13 protein-coding genes are annotated in these 16357 nt (G+C 72.4%); 4 read left to right on the forward strand and 9 right to left on the reverse strand.

The window, feature by feature from the left end:
• Nucleotides 1-48 precede the first annotated feature (48 nt).
• Both AC3WRM_RS04265 and AC3WRM_RS04270 read right to left on the reverse strand, forming a co-directional pair.
• Entirely contained in the window at nt 49-3720 is a 3672-nt protein-coding gene (locus AC3WRM_RS04265) for an Ig-like domain repeat protein (RefSeq protein ID WP_492247483.1), read from the reverse strand.
• A gap of 219 nt (nt 3721-3939) precedes the next feature.
• Entirely contained in the window at nt 3940-4338 is a 399-nt protein-coding gene (locus AC3WRM_RS04270; protein WP_492247482.1) for an ankyrin repeat domain-containing protein, read from the reverse strand.
• Between the two features lie 170 nt (nt 4339-4508).
• Here AC3WRM_RS04270 and AC3WRM_RS04275 point away from each other — a divergent pair, with 170 nt between their 5' ends.
• The 4 genes from AC3WRM_RS04275 to AC3WRM_RS04290 all read left to right on the forward strand — a co-directional run bounded on the left by AC3WRM_RS04275 (nt 4509) and on the right by AC3WRM_RS04290 (nt 10400).
• On the forward strand, nt 4509-5159 hold the full coding sequence (locus AC3WRM_RS04275; protein ID WP_492247481.1) for a GOLPH3/VPS74 family protein: 651 nt from the start codon (nt 4509-4511) through the stop codon (nt 5157-5159).
• A gap of 52 nt (nt 5160-5211) precedes the next feature.
• The gene (locus AC3WRM_RS04280; protein WP_492247480.1) at nt 5212-5757 is read left to right on the forward strand and encodes an NUDIX hydrolase family protein; all 546 of its coding nucleotides are present in this window, start codon (nt 5212-5214) and stop codon (nt 5755-5757) included.
• A 49-nt stretch (nt 5758-5806) separates the two neighbouring features.
• Nucleotides 5807-7012, forward strand: a complete 1206-nt coding sequence (locus AC3WRM_RS04285) for an MFS transporter (RefSeq protein WP_492247479.1) — start codon at nt 5807-5809, stop codon at nt 7010-7012.
• A gap of 460 nt (nt 7013-7472) precedes the next feature.
• The gene (locus AC3WRM_RS04290) at nt 7473-10400 is read left to right on the forward strand and encodes a (Fe-S)-binding protein (RefSeq protein WP_492247478.1); all 2928 of its coding nucleotides are present in this window, start codon (nt 7473-7475) and stop codon (nt 10398-10400) included.
• A 63-nt stretch (nt 10401-10463) separates the two neighbouring features.
• Here AC3WRM_RS04290 and AC3WRM_RS04295 read toward each other — a convergent pair whose 3' ends face one another.
• The 7 genes from AC3WRM_RS04295 to AC3WRM_RS04325 all read right to left on the reverse strand — a co-directional run bounded on the left by AC3WRM_RS04295 (nt 10464) and on the right by AC3WRM_RS04325 (nt 16356).
• Nucleotides 10464-11207 (reverse strand): MBL fold metallo-hydrolase, encoded by a 744-nt coding sequence (locus tag AC3WRM_RS04295; protein WP_492247477.1) that lies wholly within the window; start codon nt 11205-11207, stop codon nt 10464-10466.
• Between the two features lie 215 nt (nt 11208-11422).
• Entirely contained in the window at nt 11423-11617 is a 195-nt protein-coding gene (locus tag AC3WRM_RS04300; protein ID WP_492247476.1) for a hypothetical protein, read from the reverse strand.
• Between the two features lie 10 nt (nt 11618-11627).
• Nucleotides 11628-12872 carry a chymotrypsin family serine protease gene (locus tag AC3WRM_RS04305; protein ID WP_492247475.1) on the reverse strand — a complete coding sequence of 415 codons (1245 nt, stop codon included), beginning with the start codon at nt 12870-12872 and terminating at the stop codon, nt 11628-11630.
• 413 nt (nt 12873-13285) lie between these two features.
• Complete coding sequence (locus AC3WRM_RS04310) at nt 13286-14038, reverse strand: hypothetical protein (RefSeq protein WP_492247474.1); 753 nt, start codon at nt 14036-14038, stop codon at nt 13286-13288.
• A gap of 31 nt (nt 14039-14069) precedes the next feature.
• Nucleotides 14070-14402 carry a hypothetical protein gene (locus AC3WRM_RS04315; protein WP_492247473.1) on the reverse strand — a complete coding sequence of 111 codons (333 nt, stop codon included), beginning with the start codon at nt 14400-14402 and terminating at the stop codon, nt 14070-14072.
• Between the two features lie 145 nt (nt 14403-14547).
• A complete protein-coding gene (locus AC3WRM_RS04320) occupies nt 14548-15444 on the reverse strand; it encodes a carbohydrate kinase family protein (RefSeq protein WP_492247472.1) in 897 nt (298 codons plus the stop codon).
• Between the two features lie 3 nt (nt 15445-15447).
• The gene (locus tag AC3WRM_RS04325) at nt 15448-16356 is read right to left on the reverse strand and encodes a pseudouridine-5'-phosphate glycosidase (RefSeq protein WP_492247471.1); all 909 of its coding nucleotides are present in this window, start codon (nt 16354-16356) and stop codon (nt 15448-15450) included.
• Between the last annotated feature and the right edge of the window lies 1 nt (nt 16357).

Raw genomic sequence — 16357 nt, forward strand, 5'->3', positions numbered from 1 at the left:
GGCGCCCGGTCCGGGGTGGACCGGACGCCCGTCGGCGCGCTCAGCGGGTCAGCGGATGCGCACCCCCTTCGTCGCGCTGGTGCTGCCGGTGAAGGAGCCGTCGCCCGCGTAGACCGTGCGGACGGACAGCGTGCCCTTCGTCCTCGGCGCCTTCAGCGTGGTCACGACCGTGCCACCGGAGAGGCGCATCGTCTTGGCCCAGGTGAACGACTTGGCGCCCGGCGCCTTGACGTACACCCGCACCACGCCCGACGGGGCGACGCCCGCCACGGTCGGCGAGACCGTCGCACGCACCCGGTACGTCGCGCTCCGCTTGACCGACGACGTCGCGTTCGTGACCGTCGTCGTCGCCCGCTTCACGACGGTGACGTCGGCCGTGGCCGTGCCGCTCGCCTCGACCTCGTCCGTGCCGTCGAAGACCGCGCTCACCGTGTGCGAGCCGACCTTCAGCGTGGCCGGGAGCTGGAAGCGTCCCGTGCCCTGCGCGTCGAGCGCGACCGTCACGGGCGTGCCGGCGACGGTGACCGTCACCGTGCCCTCGTCGGCCCCGGCGACCGCCACGGCACCCTCCAACGGGGAGCCGAAGGTGCTCTGCGCCGACGCCATGACCAGCGCGATCGTCGAGGCACCCTTGGTGAGCGTGAACGAGACCGCACCCGACTGCGACGCCTGCGCGGTCGCCGTCTTCGCGAGCGACGCGACCAGCTCGTGCGAGCCGGCCTTGAAGCCGGGCACCGCGAGGGTGGCCGTGCCGTTCTCGACCACCGACGTGCCGAGCACCGTGTCGCCGTCGGCGAAGGTGACGGTGCCGCCGTCGCCGGCCGTGACCGTGGCCGTCAGCGTCACGGGCTGGTTGATCGCCGGGAGCTCCGGGTCGATCGCCAGCTCCGTGGACGTCTCGGTCAGCACCTCGAGCGAGCCGGTCGACGTGAGGCCGTAGCCCGCGCCGACCGCCTTGACGCCCGCCTCGCCGATGGCGAAGTCGGCCGGGACGGTCGCGCTGAGCACGGCCACCCCGGACGGGTCGGCGATCGCGGTGCCGAGCGTGCTCGAGCCGAGCGAGAACGTGACGCCCTCGCCGGACCGGTAGCCCGACGCGGTCAGCGTGACCGCACCACCCGGAGCGGGCGTGGGGTCGTCGACCGTGACGGCGCCGACCTCGGTCGAGTGCGCCAGCTCCTCGCACGGGTCGCCCTGCGCGCCCACCGGCGGCAGTGCCACGGCCGAGCCGGTGACGCCGTCGTCCTCACGGACCGTGAGGTAGCCGAACGCCTTGGCACCCATGACGGCACCGGAGGTGTTGATCGCCGAGACCTTGACCGCCGTGCTCGCCGACGTCGACGCCAGGCTGTCGCCGAGGATCGACCCGGTGACGACCTTGCACGTCTCGCCTGGCGCGAAGGTCACCTTCTCCATCGCGATGCCGCCGCGGCCCGTGGTGGAGCCGAGGACGCTGACGTACGCGACGACCGGCTCGGTCGCGGGCTGCGCCAGGTAGACCCCCACGTCGGCGGTGCCGGCCGAGGCGCCCTCCTCGACGGCCGTGGCGAACACGTTGACGGTGTTCTCCTTCTTCACGGTGGGCGTCCCGAGCGAGGACGACTCCCACGCGAGGTCGGACAGGTACGCCGCGCCGGTGGTCGTGGCGTCCGCGCCGGTCGCGGCCGTCAGCCGCACCTCCCGCACGTCGGCCACGTCGAGCCCGGCGTCCTTCAGCGCCGAGACCGGCACGTTCACCTGCTGCAGCACGATCTTCTTGAGCACCGTCGTCGTCGAGTCCGAGGGTGCCGGCATGCGCACGAGGGCGTACGGGTTGAGCGCCGAGACCTTCGACGACCACGTCACGCCGGAGCCGTCCTTGACCGCGAGGGTCAGGTCGGTGCCGGTCACGACGGTCTCGTCGGCGGCCACCTTCAGCGACAGCCGGTCGAACCCGCTCGCGTCGCGCTTGGCCTTCGGCACCGTCACCAGCACGGCACCCGTGTCGCCGGTCCAGGTGAACCGGGTGACGGGTGTCGCGGGCACGTTGCCGCCGTTGCTGGCGGGCGTCCAGTGCGGCACCTGCGACGACGCGAGCGTCGAGCAGGCGGGAGCCGCGGCCGGGATGGTGCGACCCGCCAGGCTCGCGCAGGGCTGCGCCGTGGCCAGTCCCGACGTGCGCACGAGCGAGCTGGTCGACTCGAACGACGTCAGGGTCGAGCGCGCCGACGAGGGCGCGGTCGTGACGGTGCGGACGTCGGCGTTCCCGACGACCTCCGGGCGCGTGCCCGAGCCGTCGAACATCGGCAGGAACTGCTTCTCGTCACCGAGCGTCAGCCGGAACCAGCCGGCCATGTAGGCGGTGCCCAGGTCGTACTGCGCGTCGGCCGACAGGCGGATCGACGTCGCGGCGACGGCCGGGACCGGACCACACGTCTGGTTCGTCGACGTGGCGCCCCAGTCGTCGCTGACGCCGGCCGGGAACTTCCCGGGCGTCCAGACGGTGTTGAAGAAGTTGTGGTTCGCGCCCATGACCCAGGTGGCGGCCCGCAGCGCGTCGTCGTCGAACGCGTAGCGCGAGTCGTCCAGCATGTGCTGACCCTGCTGGTTCGACACGTCGCCGTCGCAGTACGGCAGGACGACGTTGAGCGGCACGTTCGGCACCGTCATGCGACCGAAGTCGACCGGCGCGAGCGGCAGCAGGCTCTTGATGCCGAACGGCTCGTCGAGCGCCGCGTTCAGCGTGGCCGCCGAGGTGATGCCCTCACCACCGCGCGAGTGGCCCATGAGGCCCACCTCGGACAGGTCGAAGCGGCCCTGCAGGTCGGCCGCGGTGAGCGGGTCCTGCAGTGCATCGTCGAGGGTGACGTCGAGGTCGCGGGCGTCGTCGTGCAGCGTCACCGGCTGGCCGGCGTCGGCCTCGCGCAGCAGCGACAGCGTGTCGAGGACCAGCTGACCGCGCGCCTGGGCGCCCTGGTCGGGCGAGCGCGGGTTGTCGTTCGCGTTCACGGCGTTGGCCGAGATCGAGATGACGGCGTAGCCGTGGCTCGCGAGGGCCTGCCCGGTGCCGTCGTAGCCGGCGTAGCTCGGGATCGACAGCGGGCGCGTGCCCGAGCACGGCCACGCGAGCGACGCGCTGGAGCTGCCCTCGGCGTAGCAGGTGGAGTGGCGCCCGTGCAGCAGCAGGACGACGGGGCGCTTCCCGCCCGTCTTGGGCAGGTAGAGCCGGCCCTGCATCTCGCCGCGCACGCCGCCGATGTTGGCGAGTGCGACGGACTGCGTGCCGAAGTCGTAGTCGGCCTGCGTGTACTCGTAGGAGCCGGTCGAGGCGGGGTTCGCGTCGAGCGTCTCTAGGGTGGAGGGGTCGGCGAGCTCCTCCGGCTGGGCCACCTCGCCGGTGCGCTCGGCCTTGGCGGAGGCGCTGCGGCTCGCCCAGCCGGCCTCGACGCTGGTCGCGTCGGCGACGGCGGGGTCGCTGGTCAGCACGGTGAGCGTGTCGCCCTTCAGCGACTCGGTGGCGATGCCGATCTCCTTGCCGTCGACGACGAGCGTGGGGGCGTCGTCCTTGACGGGCAGGGGGGCGTCGAGCTCGAGCGTGACGGCATAGCCGCCCGGAGCGCGATCGACGCTGAAGTCGGAGCCCGACGCCACGGTGGCGCCGACGGCGCTCGTGGTGCCCAGGGCTCCCAGGAAGGTCGCGGTCAGCGTGGCGGTCAGCAGTCCGCCGGCGACCCGTCGCATGGATGCGTGCACAGGTGGTGTCTCCCTCGTGTTCGGCGACCGCGCCCAGGGGGTGGCACGGCTCGCGCGCCCAGCCTGGAGGGGTCGCGTTTCACGCAGGACGCGTCCGCGGACCCCACGACGTTACGTTTGTTGCCGCGACGAACAATTTCGTGACGATGTGAGGAAACTGCCCCGGACCAGTGCGGCTCCTGCTACTCGCACGGAGCGCGAGCAGGGTCAGGCGGGTCCGACGAGGTCGGTGCGCCCGAACATCTCGGCGGTCTGACGAGCGGTCGGGTGACCCGCGTCAGGGTCGGCGCCGGCCTCGAGGAGCACGCGCACGACGTCGTCCTCGCCCTTGAACACGGCACCCGCGAGCGGACTCTGGCCCCGGTCGTTCAGGGCGTCGACGGCGGCGCCCCGCCGCACCAGGGCCGCGACGGTGTCGGCGTGGCCGTGGTAGGCGGCGAGCATGAGCGCGGTGTTGCCCGACGCGTCCGTCAGGTCGACGGGCACGCCGGCGTCCACGTGTGCCACGAGCCGCTCGGTGCGCCCCTCCCTCGCGTCGTCCAGCAGGGACTGCGCGAGCTCGACGGCACGCGGGTCGAGAGGGGAGCCGTCGGCGGTGGCGCTCATGTCGCGACCGTAGGACGACGCCGGCGTCCGCGCATCCCGCGACCCGCCTCGGAAGGGCGGCCCCGGCGGCTTTTGGCCAAACCGCCGGGGTCTCCCGTCCGTCGCTTACCCGTTCGCCGCTGGTTCATGAGCGACCGTCGTCGTGGAGCGCGGGCGCCTACGCTGGGGCCATGACCGTCGCGAAGGACCTCCTGCTGGTCGCGACCGACCCGCGGACGGGCCGGGTGCGGCTCGCGACGACGGCGACCGAGCCCGCGCTGGGTGGGGCCGCGCTCATCGACCTGGTGCTGCTCGGACGACTGCGGCTGGTCGGCGCAGGACGCAAGTCGCGCGTCGAGGTCGTCGACCGCACGCCCGTGGCCGACCCGCCGCTGCAGGCCGCCTTCGCGCGGGTCTGGCAGCAGGGTCGGCTCACGCCGAAGAGCACCATCTCCCGCCTCGGCCGCCGACAGCGCAAGGTCCTGCTCGCCGATCTCGAGACCGCCGGCGCGCTCCGCCGCCAGCGGCGCCTGCTGCTCGAGCGGTACGACGTCGGGGACCCCGTGCACCGCGACGACCTGGTCGCGCGGCTGCGCGCCGTCCTGCTGCAGCAGCAGCCCGCCGACGAGACGACGGGGCCGCTGGTGGGGCTGCTGCTGGCCATCGGCCACCTCGGCATCGTCGTGGACCGTCGCGACGTCAAGGCCGCCAAGGCGCGGGCGAAGGTCGTGGCCGAGGGCGACTGGGCGAGCGACGGTGTCCGCCAGGTGATCCAGGACGCGCAGAACGCCATGACCGCCGTCATCGGGACGAGTGCCGTCCTGGGCGCGATCAACACCTGACGCCGCGACCTCGGCGGCGCGGTCGCCGGGGACCATGAGGGAGGATGTGGCCATGGCGTCCGTCCGCACCCCCGACCCGAACCCCGGCTGGCTCTCCGAGATCGCCCTCGAGGAGACCCGCTCCCGGGTGCCGATCCTCTACGTGGAGGGCATCCCCGTCCGGGTCGACGCCCACGGTCGCGTCGAGCACGTCGGCCTGCTGCTCCGCGGCTCCGCCACGACCGGGGCGATGACCCGCACCTTCGTCTCGGGTCGTGTCACCCACGGCGAGTCGGTGCGCGACGCGCTCCTGCGCAACCTCGAGAAGGACCTCGGGCCCACCGCCTTCCCGCAGCTGCCCGCCTCGATCGTCCCGTTCACGGTCGCCGAGTACTTCCCGCTCCCCGGCGTCACCCCGCTGCACGACTCGCGCCAGCACGCCGTCGCGCTCGTCTACGTCGTGCCCGTCACCGGTGAGTGCAACCCTCGCCAGGACGCCCTCGAGCTCACCTGGATGACGCCGCAGGAGGTGCTCAGCCCGCTCGTGCTCGACGAGATGGAGGGCGGCCGCGGCACCCTCGTGCGCCAGGCGCTGGCGCACGTCGGCGCCCTCGACTGACATCCGACCCGACCGCGCGGCCCCGTCGGCGGGGGCCCACCATGGAACGGTGGCGTCCCCGAACCGATGGCTGATGCTCGGGGTCGGCATGCTCGCGCAGGTCGCAGGGACGGTCGCCGCCAACGCGGCCGTCGCGCTCATCCCGTTCCTCACCCGTGACCGCGGGCTGACCCTCGGGCACGCGGGCGCCCTCGCGTCGGCCTCGCTGCTCGGCACCACCGTCTCGCTCGTGGGGTGGGGGATCGTCGTCGACCGCTGGGGGGAACGACTCACCCTCACGCTCGGCCTCGTCGTCACCACCGCGGGCAGCGCCGCGGCAGCGTTCGCCGACGGCTACCTCCCGCTCGCCGCCTGCTGGTTCGTCGCCGGCGTGGGCGTCGCCAGCTCCAACGCCGCCAGCGGTCGGCTCGTCGTGGGCTGGTTCCCGCCGGAACGACGCGGCACCGCCATGGGCATCCGCCAGGCCGCGCTGCCGCTCGGCGTCGGCCTCGCCGCCGTCCTCGTCCCGACGCTCGTCGAGGCGACCGACCTGCGCACCACGCTGCTGACCATCGCCGCGATCAACGCCGCCACCCTCGTGGCCTGCGCGGTGCTCGTCGTCGACCCGCCCCGCCGGGCCCGCGCCGAGGCCCTGCGCGACGGCGAGACCGCCAGCCCGTACGCCGGCGACGCGTCGCTCCTGCGCATCCACGGTGCGTCGGCCCTGCTCGTCGTGCCCCAGTTCACCGTGTGGACGTTCATGCTGACCTGGCTGATCGCCGAGCGCGGGTGGTCCGCACCGGCTGCCGGCGCGCTCGTGGCCGTCACCCAGCTGCTCGGGTCGGCGGGACGCGTCGGCGTCGGGTGGTGGTCCGACCGGGTCGGCAGCCGCATGGGTCCGATGCGCGTCGTCGCACTCGCCGCCGCCGTGGCGATGCTGGCGCTCGGCCTGCTCGAGCCGACACCGATCGCGGTGGTGCTCGTCGTCGTCGCCAGCGTCGTCACCGTGGCCGACAACGGGCTCGCGTTCACGGCCGTCGCCGAACGGGCCGGGCCGTGGTGGTCGGGCAAGGCGCTCGGCGTGCAGAACACCGGCCAGTACCTCGTCAGCGCCGCCGTGCCGCCCGTCGTCGGCGTGCTCATCGCCGGCGCCGGGTACGGGTGGGCGTTCGGCCTCGTCGCCGCGCTCCCCCTGCTGGCCCTCCCCCTCGTCCCCACCGAGCGCCCCCGCCCGGACAGGGCGTCCGAGGTCCGCCCCCCTCCGCTGGTCGAGTAGCCGTCACGGCGAGCGCCAGCGAGCTCGTGACGGCGTATCGAGACCACCCGGCAACGGATCAGCGCGGGCCAGCCCCCAGCGAACGCTTGGAGTGGTCTCGATACACCTCCCCTCGCTGGCGCTCGTGGAGGCACTCGACCAGCGAAACCTTTCGCTGGTCGAGTAGCGGGGACGAGCTTGCGAGGTCCCTGCGATGGAGCCGTCGCACAGGGGGCGTAGCCGCGACGGAGCGAGACCACCCGGCAACGGCCCAGCGGGGGGCAATCCCCAGCGATGCCTGCGCGACCTCGAACCGCTCACACCGGCGGACAGAGGTCCGCCGCGCGGGTTAGGCTGTACCTACCCACCGGTAACCGACCGCTGACCTGCAGGATCAGGGTGGCCTTACCCCGCGGACGAGAACGCGAGGGGCTAGTGTCACCCCCACTGTCACGGTCGTCGCACCAAGGATTGAGGCTCCATGCAGCTCGTCGCGATCATCGTCTCGCTGGCCGTCACGGCCATCACGATCCCCGTCACGGTCATCGCCGTGCGCCGCATGACCGCCGTCGTGCGCGCCGGTGGACCCGCGCCCGGTCGCACCAACGACCCTGCCGCGCGCACGGTGAACATGCTGAAGGAGACGTTCGTCCACACCCGGATGCTCCAGTGGACCTGGGTCGGCATCCTCCACTGGTTCGCCTACGCGGCGTTCCTGGTGCTCAGCTCGGCCGTCGCCCAGGGCTTCGTCCAGCTGTTCGACCCCGAGTTCGTGTGGCCGCTCATCGGTCACTTCTTCCTCTACGAGTGGTTCAGCGAGTTCATCGGCCTGCTCGGCGCGCTCGCGATCATCCCGCTCGCGATCTACCGCCAGGTCAAGCACCCGCGCAAGCTCGGCCGCCAGAGCCGCTTCTTCGGGTCCCGCCAGGGCCAGGCGTACTTCGTCGAGTTCATGGTGTTCCTCGAGAGCATCGCGATCCTGTTCATCCGCGGCGCCGAGTACAACCTGCTCGAGGCCCAGGGCAGCAAGTACGCGAGCGGGTTCCACTTCCCGATCGCCCAGTTCTTCGGCAACCTCTACCCGACGGGCGAGGAGAACATCGAGACGCTGGAGACGATCATCGTCACCATCGCGATGATCAAGGTCGTCTCGGCCATGATCTGGCTGCTCGTCATCTCCACCAACCTGACGATGGGCGTCGCCTGGCACCGCTTCCTCGCCTGGCCGAACATCTGGTTCAAGCGCGAGTCCGACGGCGGCACGGCCCTCGGCGGCCTCAAGCCGATCCTCGTCAACGGCCAGCCGCTCGACCTGGAGAAGATGGAGGACCTCGAGGAGGAGGACTTCGAGAAGCTCGGCGTCGGCAAGGTCGAGGACTTCTCCTGGAAGGGTCTGCTCGACTTCACGACGTGCACCGAGTGCGGCCGCTGCCAGAGCCAGTGCCCCGCCTGGAACACCGAGAAGCCGCTCAGCCCGAAGCTGCTGATGATGGGCCTGCGCGAGCACGCCTACGCGAAGATCCCCGCGCTGTCGGTGCCCGAGGACGAGCGCACCGAGGAGCAGCAGAAGGAGGTCGAGCGCCCGCTCATCGGCGACGAGGAGATGTACGGCGTCATCGACCCCGACGTCCTGTGGTCGTGCACGAACTGCGGCGCCTGCGTCCAGCAGTGCCCCGTCGACATCGAGCACGTCGACCACATCGACGACATGCGCCGCTTCCAGGTGCTCGTCGAGAGCAACTTCCCGGCCGAGCTGAACAACATCTTCAAGGGCCTGGAACGCAAGGGGAACCCGTGGGGCATGAACCCCAAGAACCGCCTCGACTGGACCAAGGGCCTCGACTTCGAGGTCAAGCAGGTCGGCGTCGACGTGGAGAGCCTCGACGAGGTCGAGTGGCTGTTCTGGGTGGGCTGCGCCGGTGCGTTCGAGGATCGCGCGAAGAAGACCACGCAGGCCGTCGCGGAGCTGCTGCACACCGCGGGCGTCGACTTCGCCATCCTCGGCGACGGCGAGACCTGCACGGGTGACCCGGCACGTCGCGCCGGCAACGAGATCGTCTTCATGCAGTTGGCCATGGAGAACTCCGAGGTGCTGAAGGAGACGAAGGCAAAGAGGGTCGTCTCCACCTGCGCGCACTGCTTCAACTCGCTCAAGAACGAGTACGCCGAGTTCGGTGTCGAGCTGGAGGTCGTGCACCACACGCAGCTGCTCAACCGCCTCGTGCGCGAGGGCAGGCTGAAGCCGGTCGCGCCGAAGGCAGGCGCTGCGGCGTCGGCCGAGCCGGAGAAGACGATCACCTACCACGACCCGTGCTTCCTGGGTCGCCACAACCAGGTGTACGAGGCGCCGCGCGAGCTGCTCAGCGTCATCCCGGGTGCGAAGTTCGCCGAGATGCCGCGCAACTCCGAGCGCTCGTTCTGCTGCGGCGCCGGTGGTGCGCGCATGTGGATGGAGGAGAACCTCGGCTCGCGGATCAACGTCAACCGCACCCAGGAGGCCGTGGCCACCGGTGCCGACCAGATCGCCGTGGGCTGCCCGTTCTGCCGCGTCATGCTGTCGGACGGCCTGACCGCCCAGCAGGCGGCTGGCGAGGCGCGCGAGGAGGTCGAGGTGCTCGACGTCGCGCAGATGCTGCTCGCGGCCGTGAAGCGCCCCGAGGAGCCGACGGCCGAGGACGACGCAGCCGTGGTCGAGGAGGCCGAGAAGGCGACGGCGACGGCGGCGGCAGCTGCCACCGAGGCCGAGCCGGACGCGAAGGACGAGGCCGACCCGGCGTCGATCAGCGACACCGAGGACGCCGCGCCCGCTGCCGACGCGCACGAGGACCCGCAGGGCACCGACGAGCCGGCCGAGGCGCCGAAGGACGACCCGGCCCCGGCCTCCGCCGAGGCCGACGCCGAGGTGGCGGCGCAGCACAACGTCGACGTCGACGAGAAGGGCGATGCCGCCGGCACCGGTGGCGAGGCCGGCGAGGCGCCCGGCAACGAAGCCGTCGAGGCCTCCACCGCCAGCGCGGCCGCCGACGAGCCCACGCCGGACCCGGAGCCCGAGCCGGGCGACGCCGTCGACCCGGAGGTCGAGTCGGTGCCCGAGGGTGGCGAGGAGTCGCCCGCCGAGGCCGACACCCCCGCGCCCGCCGAGGACGAGCCGGTCGACGGCGACGCCCGCGAGGAGGAGGCCGAGGAGGCCGGTGTCGACGACGTCGCCCCCGAGCCGACGGCGCAGGCATCGACGCCGGTGGAGTCCTCGCCGTCGGACGTCCCGTCGGAGGTCGTGGCCGTGGAGGACGCACCGAACCCCGACCCGGAGTCCGACGACGTCGCCCCGCTGAGCGACGCGAACCCGTCGGGCCAGGGCGTCACGGAGGCCGCGACCGAGGTGGCGAAGGACGAGGAGCCGAAGGCCTGACGGTCGAGGTCACCTGAGCCGAGAGGGCGCCCGCACGCTGCGGGCGCCCTCTCGTCGTCTCGGCTACCGCTGGGGGGCGAGGGCGTGGTCGACGGCGTCGGTGGGGCGGCCCCGCCAGACAGGTCCGTGGCCGGGGGCGATCGTGTCGGCGTCGAGGTCGCGGAACCGCTCGAGCGAGCGGGTGGCGAGCGTCGGGTCGGCGGCGAAGAAGCCGGGCAGCTGCTGCGGTCCACGACGCGACGTGGTGGCGTGGGCGGTCACGATCGCGTCGCCCGTCACCAGCACGCCCGCGCCGGCGAGCAGGAACGACGCATGGCCGCTGGTGTGGCCCGGCACGTGGATCGGCGTGGGCCGACCGGGCAGGTCGAGCGGCTCCTCGCCCGACCATGTCTGCGCGTGCGGGGCGGTCACGTGCGCCGTGCCACCGGCGCGCGTGATGCGCGCGGCCCACAGCGCGGTGCGCGGACGCCAGGCCCGGCGGGCGACGTCGAGCGGGGTGGCCGACTCGTGTCGCTCGCCGCGCACGTTCGCCAGCTCGTCGGCGTGCACCAGCACCGGCACGCCGTGGTCCTGCCACCAGCGCTCGATGCTGCCCACGTGGTCGACGTGGGCGTGCGTCACGAGCACCGCGGCGACGTCGCCGGGCTCGCGGCCGAGCGCCCGCACCGACGCGTCGAGCCGGTCGGCGTCGCCGGGGTATCCGGTGTCGATGACCGTCAGCGCGTCACCGTCCTGCAGGATCAGCCAGTTGACGTCGGTCCCGGTGGCGACGTGCACGCCGTCGGCGATCTGGGTCGGACTCGTCATGGCTCGATGCTCCCCCTGAGCGTGACGTTCGCGGGCCAGAAACGCCGGTCCGACCACCGCGAGCTTCCCCAGCAGCCACATCCGACCCGGCAGCAGGCTCGCCCTCTGGGCCCTCACGATGAGGGGCGACGGGGTCGCCGTCCCGGGGTCCTGGCGTGCACGAGCAGTCCCAGGATGAACGGCGCGAGGATCGCGAGATACCCGACATTCATGGGTCAGTTTGTGGTGGCGTCTGGGGTTGGTCGTGTGAGCCGGGGGCGGATGAAGCTGGCCCAAACGACGTAGAGGGCGACGGCGTCCGCGACGATGTAGGCGCCGTCGGCGGTCTGGTCGTCGCCGACGTAGCCGACGGCGGTGGCGGTGAGCGCAGCCGTGGCGAACACGCCGAAGTGGTCGTCGAAGGTCTTCACGGGTGGTGGGTTAGTCGGCGACGACGGCATTGACGTTGAGGTGGTTGGAGATGGAGGCGTAGCGCTCCCACCAGAGGTCTTCGTATCCGCCGGCGACGACGAGTCCTCGGATGTCTGCTCGAGGGAGTTCGGTGTTGCGGTAGTAGACCGGCCCGCCGCTGTCGCCGCCTTGCGCAGCGAGTGCGTTGTCCTTGATGCCGCGGCCCAGGTAGGTGGTGCAGCCGGCTTCGTCGCAGAAGCGCGAGTCGAACGCTACAGTCCGGATGCCGCAGATCGAGCTCGACGTGGCGCCGGACTGGCAGATTCGGTCGCCGATGTAGCCGTCCTTCGCGCTGGTGGCTTTGCGGGTCTCGAAGTTGTCCTGGCCGTCGGTGTAGAGCCGGCTGGTGTACGTCGAGTCCTTGAGGCGGGCTTGGTCGTAGTCGGGGTAGTCCTCCTTGCCGGTGAGCTCGCCGTAGAAGACGGTGGAAGACCAGTGGGTGCCGTTCGAACCGCAATGGCCGGCCGTGACGGAGTACAGCGTGCCGGTCGACTTTCCCCTGGCCGTCCACCCGGCACTGCATGCCGCGTTCGCGCGGGTGATGCGGGCTCCGCCCCAGTGCGGTTCGAGGTCGTAGGTGCGGGAGGCGCGGGAGATGGTCGGGTTGGTCTTGATGGTCACCAGGCCGTTGCCGGCCTTGCGCAGTGCGGCGGTCTCGGTGTCGGTGAGCTGGGAGACGGTGACGAGGATCGTGGCGGTGGCTGGGTCGAGGTCCATGGACCAGCTCGAGGGAGTGGTTCTCCACTCGGCCTTGGCGACCTGGGTCCACGCCGCTGTGAGGGCCGAGGTGGGCACGTCGGACTGCTTGGTGGACAGGTTCTTGGCGGCCTCGGCGGGGAGCCCGGTCAGGACCTTCTGGCGTAGCGCGTCGGTGTCTGCGCCGGCGCCGGTGATCATCGTGTAGCCCTCGGCGGCCGTGCCGGTGAATCCGATGATGCCCAGCCGCAGAGTCACGGGGAGACCGAGCGGGTCTGTCTTCTGGCCGTTCGGGGGAACGCTCAGGGAGGTGATCCGCTCCGCGAGCTCCTGCTGAGCCTTGGAGGCCGTGGGCCCGTCACTGGCCTCGAACTTCGGGGTCTGCTCGAGGGCGGGCTTGTCGGGCCCGTCGGGAGCGCTGCGGAACGGGGTGGCGCCGGCGGACCAGGCGATGCCGCCCACGGCTGCCACGGTCGCTGCGGCCAGCGCTGCTGAAACCCACCTCTTGCGTCGAGTCATCGGTCCGCCCTTCGAGCTGCGCGCCTGGGAACTCAAGCGCATCCTGTGACGAGAGTAGGGCTACGCGCGTGCTTCTGACCACGAATCGCAGCGTTCGGGGCTCTTGGACGGTTTCCTCTCCCATCACGCAGCCTGCCGGCGTACAGCTGCGCCACTCCGAGGGCGCACGGGGTGCCCGGGGTTCTGGTGGGTAGGGCGGCATGACCGCCATGAGCTTGCTGGCTCGATCGATGATCTCCAGAGCCGCCGGCAGTGCCTCGTCGACGTCGTCGCCGTCAGCTGGGGTCCGATCGAGATCGGGGTACGGGGTGTCGTTCTGCTACCTCGTCGAAGGCGAGGAAGAGGAGGTGGTGAAGGAAGCTCAGCATGAAGTGGTGAAGGAGGATCGTCCCCCGCTGCGAAGAGGGGCGGGGTCAGGTGGCGCAGGGGACGTCGCCGAGGGCGGCGAGGCCGGCGCGGTCGCCCGGGCCCCAGGAGGAGCGGGGGCTGCTGGGGTGCATGAGCTCGCCGAGGTCGTCGACGTGGTCGAGCCCCAGCACGTGGGCGAGCTCGTGCATGAGCACCCCGGTGGCGACTTCGCCGCCGCTGCCGCCGTCGACGAGGTCGGGCGCGTCGAGCATGACCTCGCCGGTCACGTACCGCCGCACCCCGTCGCGCTCGATCCAGGTGCTGCCGCCCAGGCCGGCCACCCGGCCCCCGAGCTCCTCGACCTCGTCCGCGTCGGTCCAGCTGACCTGCACCGGTCGCCAGCCGTCGCCGTCCTCGGGGTCGTCGAGGTGCGCCTGCGGCGGGTCGTCGGTGCGTCCGACGACCCGGACGTCGAGCCCCGACGCCTCGCGCACCTCGGCGACCGCCCGCTCGAGCACCGCGTCGGCGTCCTCGGGCGCGAGCCGCTCGTTGACCACGAGACGGACGGGCGTGCACGGGTCGTACGCGACCGGGGTCTCGCCGTCGGCCTGGGTCTGCAGGAACGCGTAGGACCCGCCGCCCGGCACCGTGCGGGTCTCCCCCTCCGACGCGACGCTCCCGTCGGGGAAGGTCACGCCGGTGCTCTCCGGCGCCACGACGATCCAGCCCATCAGCCCGCCCAGGAGCACCACGAGCACGCCGACGGCGACCCCGGCACGTCGTCGCGGGTCACGCCGCCACCCCACCGGTCCGCTCACGTGCCCAGCATGGCAGCCGGACGCCCGGGGTTCAGGCGGGCAGCAGCGGGAGTGCCTCGACGCCGGCGGCGAAGGTGAAGCCGTCGGGGCCCTCGTGGCGCTCGAGGACGCTGACGTACCAGGGGCCGGGGCCCGGTGCGGTGAGCGTGACCTGGTCGGGCGCGCTCGCGTGGTCGGCCCACGTGGTCACGACGCCGCCGCGGGCGTCCCGCGCAGCCTCGGGCGAGCGGTAGTAGGCCAGGACGTAGACCCGGTGATCCGCGGCGGCGACGTGGACGCTGCCGTCGAGGACACCGGCCGGACGCGCGCGGCGCTCACGACGGGTGGCACGGTCGCCACGTCGCGACATCGGCACGATCGACACGGTGTCCTCCCTCTGGGGCCTACCCCTGGACGGCCCCACCTCGATACAACCGCACGGATGACGGGAACCGAAGTCGGACACCGATAAATAATCACGAAGAGACCCGAAATGACTCGATCGGGCTACGGAATCAGTCGCCTGGGTACTACGCCGGCGGCCGCGCACCCCGTAGGGCGATGCACCGCTCGGCCACGGCCCGGCCCGACTCGAGCGCCCCGCGCACGTCACGGGGACCCGGGCGCAGCCAGCACGCCAGGAACCCGGCTGCGAAGGCGTCGCCCGCGCCGGTCGTGTCGACGACGGCGGTCCGTGGGGCCGTGACCTGCTCCCGGTGCTCGACACCGTCGACGTCGCCGAGGAAGGCCGCGCCCATGGACCCGAGCGTCACCACGACGCCGCCGAAGCGGGTGGCCAGGTGGTCGAGGTCGATCTGCGGTCCTCGTGCGTCGACGAGCACCCGCGCCTCGTCGAGGTTCGGGAACGCGAGGTCGGCCCCGTCGACCCAGTCGAGGAAGGTCGGCCCGCCGCACGCCCGCAGGAAGGAGACGGTGCTGGGGTCGACGCTCACGCCGGCGCCACGCGCCCGCGCCTGCGCCACGAGCCCGAGCGCCGTCGAGCGGGTGCGCTCGTCGAAGAAGGAGTACCCCGTCAGGTGCAACCAGGTGACGCCGTCCCACGCGTCGTCCGCGACGTCGCCGGGCGCGAGCCGCCCGTTCGCGCCACGGTCGACGAACATCGTCCGCTCGCCGGCGTCGTCGAGCTGCAGCAGGATCGTCGCGGTCGGCAGGTCCGGGTCGCCCACGAGCCGCGCGTCCACGCCGTGCGCGGCGAGGGCCGCCGCGTGCCGCTCGACGGCGTCGGCGCCGACCCGCCCGACGAAGCGGGTCGGCACGCCGAGCTCGCCGAGCCACGCCGCGACGTTGGCCGCGGAGCCCCCGGGCGCCATGCGGATGGTGGCGGGCGTGTCGCTGGCGGGCGTGACCTCGGTGAGCGGTCGCACGCTGATGTCGTCGACCACGTCGCCGACGACGAGCACCGTCACGGGCTAGAGCTCCGCCCAGGCGGTGGCGATCTCGGCTGCCACCCGGATGTTGTTCTCGACGATCCGCAGGTTGACGGCGAGGCTGTCGCCCTCCGTGAGCTCGACGATGGTCGAGAGCAGGAACGGCGTCACCTCCTTGCCCTCGATGCCCTTCTCCTCGCACCGCCGCAGCGCCTCGGTGAGGGCACGGTCGTGCAGGTCGGGGTCGAGCTGCTGGTCGAACGGCAGCGGGTTGGCCACGACGATCGCCGAGCACAGCTCCAGCTGCTCGCGCGCCTCCATGACGCCGGCGACGGCCGGACCGTCGGGCACCACCCAGTCCAGCGGCTCGCCCGAGGAGCGCAGCCAGAAGCTCGGGAACTCGTCGGTGCCGTAGCCGAGCACGGTCACGCCGAGCGTCTCGAGCCGCTCCAGGGTCGCGCCGATGTCCAGCACCGACTTGACGCCCGCGGACACCACGGTGATCGGCACCTCCGAGAGCACCTTCAGGTCGTTGGACTCGTCGAACGACGTGCCGGCCCCGCGGTGCACGCCGCCCAGCCCGCCGGTGGCGAAGACCCGCACGCCGGCGTGGTCGGCGACGAACGACGTCGCCGCGACCGTGGTCGCCCCGCTGCCACCACGGGCGAGCACGACCGGGAGGTCGCGCATGCTCAGCTTGGGCACGTCCTCCGACGCGATCCGCTCGAGCTCGGGGCCGGTGAGACCGGCCTTGAGCTGGCCGTCGAGCACGGCGATGGTCGCCGGCACGACACCCGCGTCGCGCAGCTGCTGCTCGAAGCGGTGCGCGGCGTGGAGGTTGTCCGGGCGCGGCAGGCCGTGGGAGATGATCGTCGACTCCAGCGCCACGACCGGCCGGCCGGCGGCGAGGGCGTCGGAGACCTCGGGACTGATGGTCAGGGGTAGCGACATG

This window comes from Aeromicrobium sp. EU05-FHT14F07, from assembly GCF_058790455.1.

What these genes read in the sequence shown, in the direction of transcription:
- AC3WRM_RS04265 (WP_492247483.1), bottom strand. Translation starts at nt 3,720, where the DNA reads ATGCGACGGGTCGCCGGCGGACTGCTGACCGCCACGCTGACCGCGACC.
- AC3WRM_RS04270 (WP_492247482.1), bottom strand. Translation starts at nt 4,338, where the DNA reads ATGAGCGCCACCGCCGACGGCTCCCCTCTCGACCCGCGTGCCGTCGAG.
- AC3WRM_RS04275 (WP_492247481.1), top strand. Translation starts at nt 4,509, where the DNA reads ATGACCGTCGCGAAGGACCTCCTGCTGGTCGCGACCGACCCGCGGACG.
- AC3WRM_RS04280 (WP_492247480.1), top strand. Translation starts at nt 5,212, where the DNA reads ATGGCGTCCGTCCGCACCCCCGACCCGAACCCCGGCTGGCTCTCCGAG.
- AC3WRM_RS04290 (WP_492247478.1), top strand. Translation starts at nt 7,473, where the DNA reads ATGCAGCTCGTCGCGATCATCGTCTCGCTGGCCGTCACGGCCATCACG.
- AC3WRM_RS04295 (WP_492247477.1), bottom strand. Translation starts at nt 11,207, where the DNA reads ATGACGAGTCCGACCCAGATCGCCGACGGCGTGCACGTCGCCACCGGG.
- AC3WRM_RS04305 (WP_492247475.1), bottom strand. Translation starts at nt 12,872, where the DNA reads ATGACTCGACGCAAGAGGTGGGTTTCAGCAGCGCTGGCCGCAGCGACC.
- AC3WRM_RS04325 (WP_492247471.1), bottom strand. Translation starts at nt 16,356, where the DNA reads ATGTCGCTACCCCTGACCATCAGTCCCGAGGTCTCCGACGCCCTCGCC.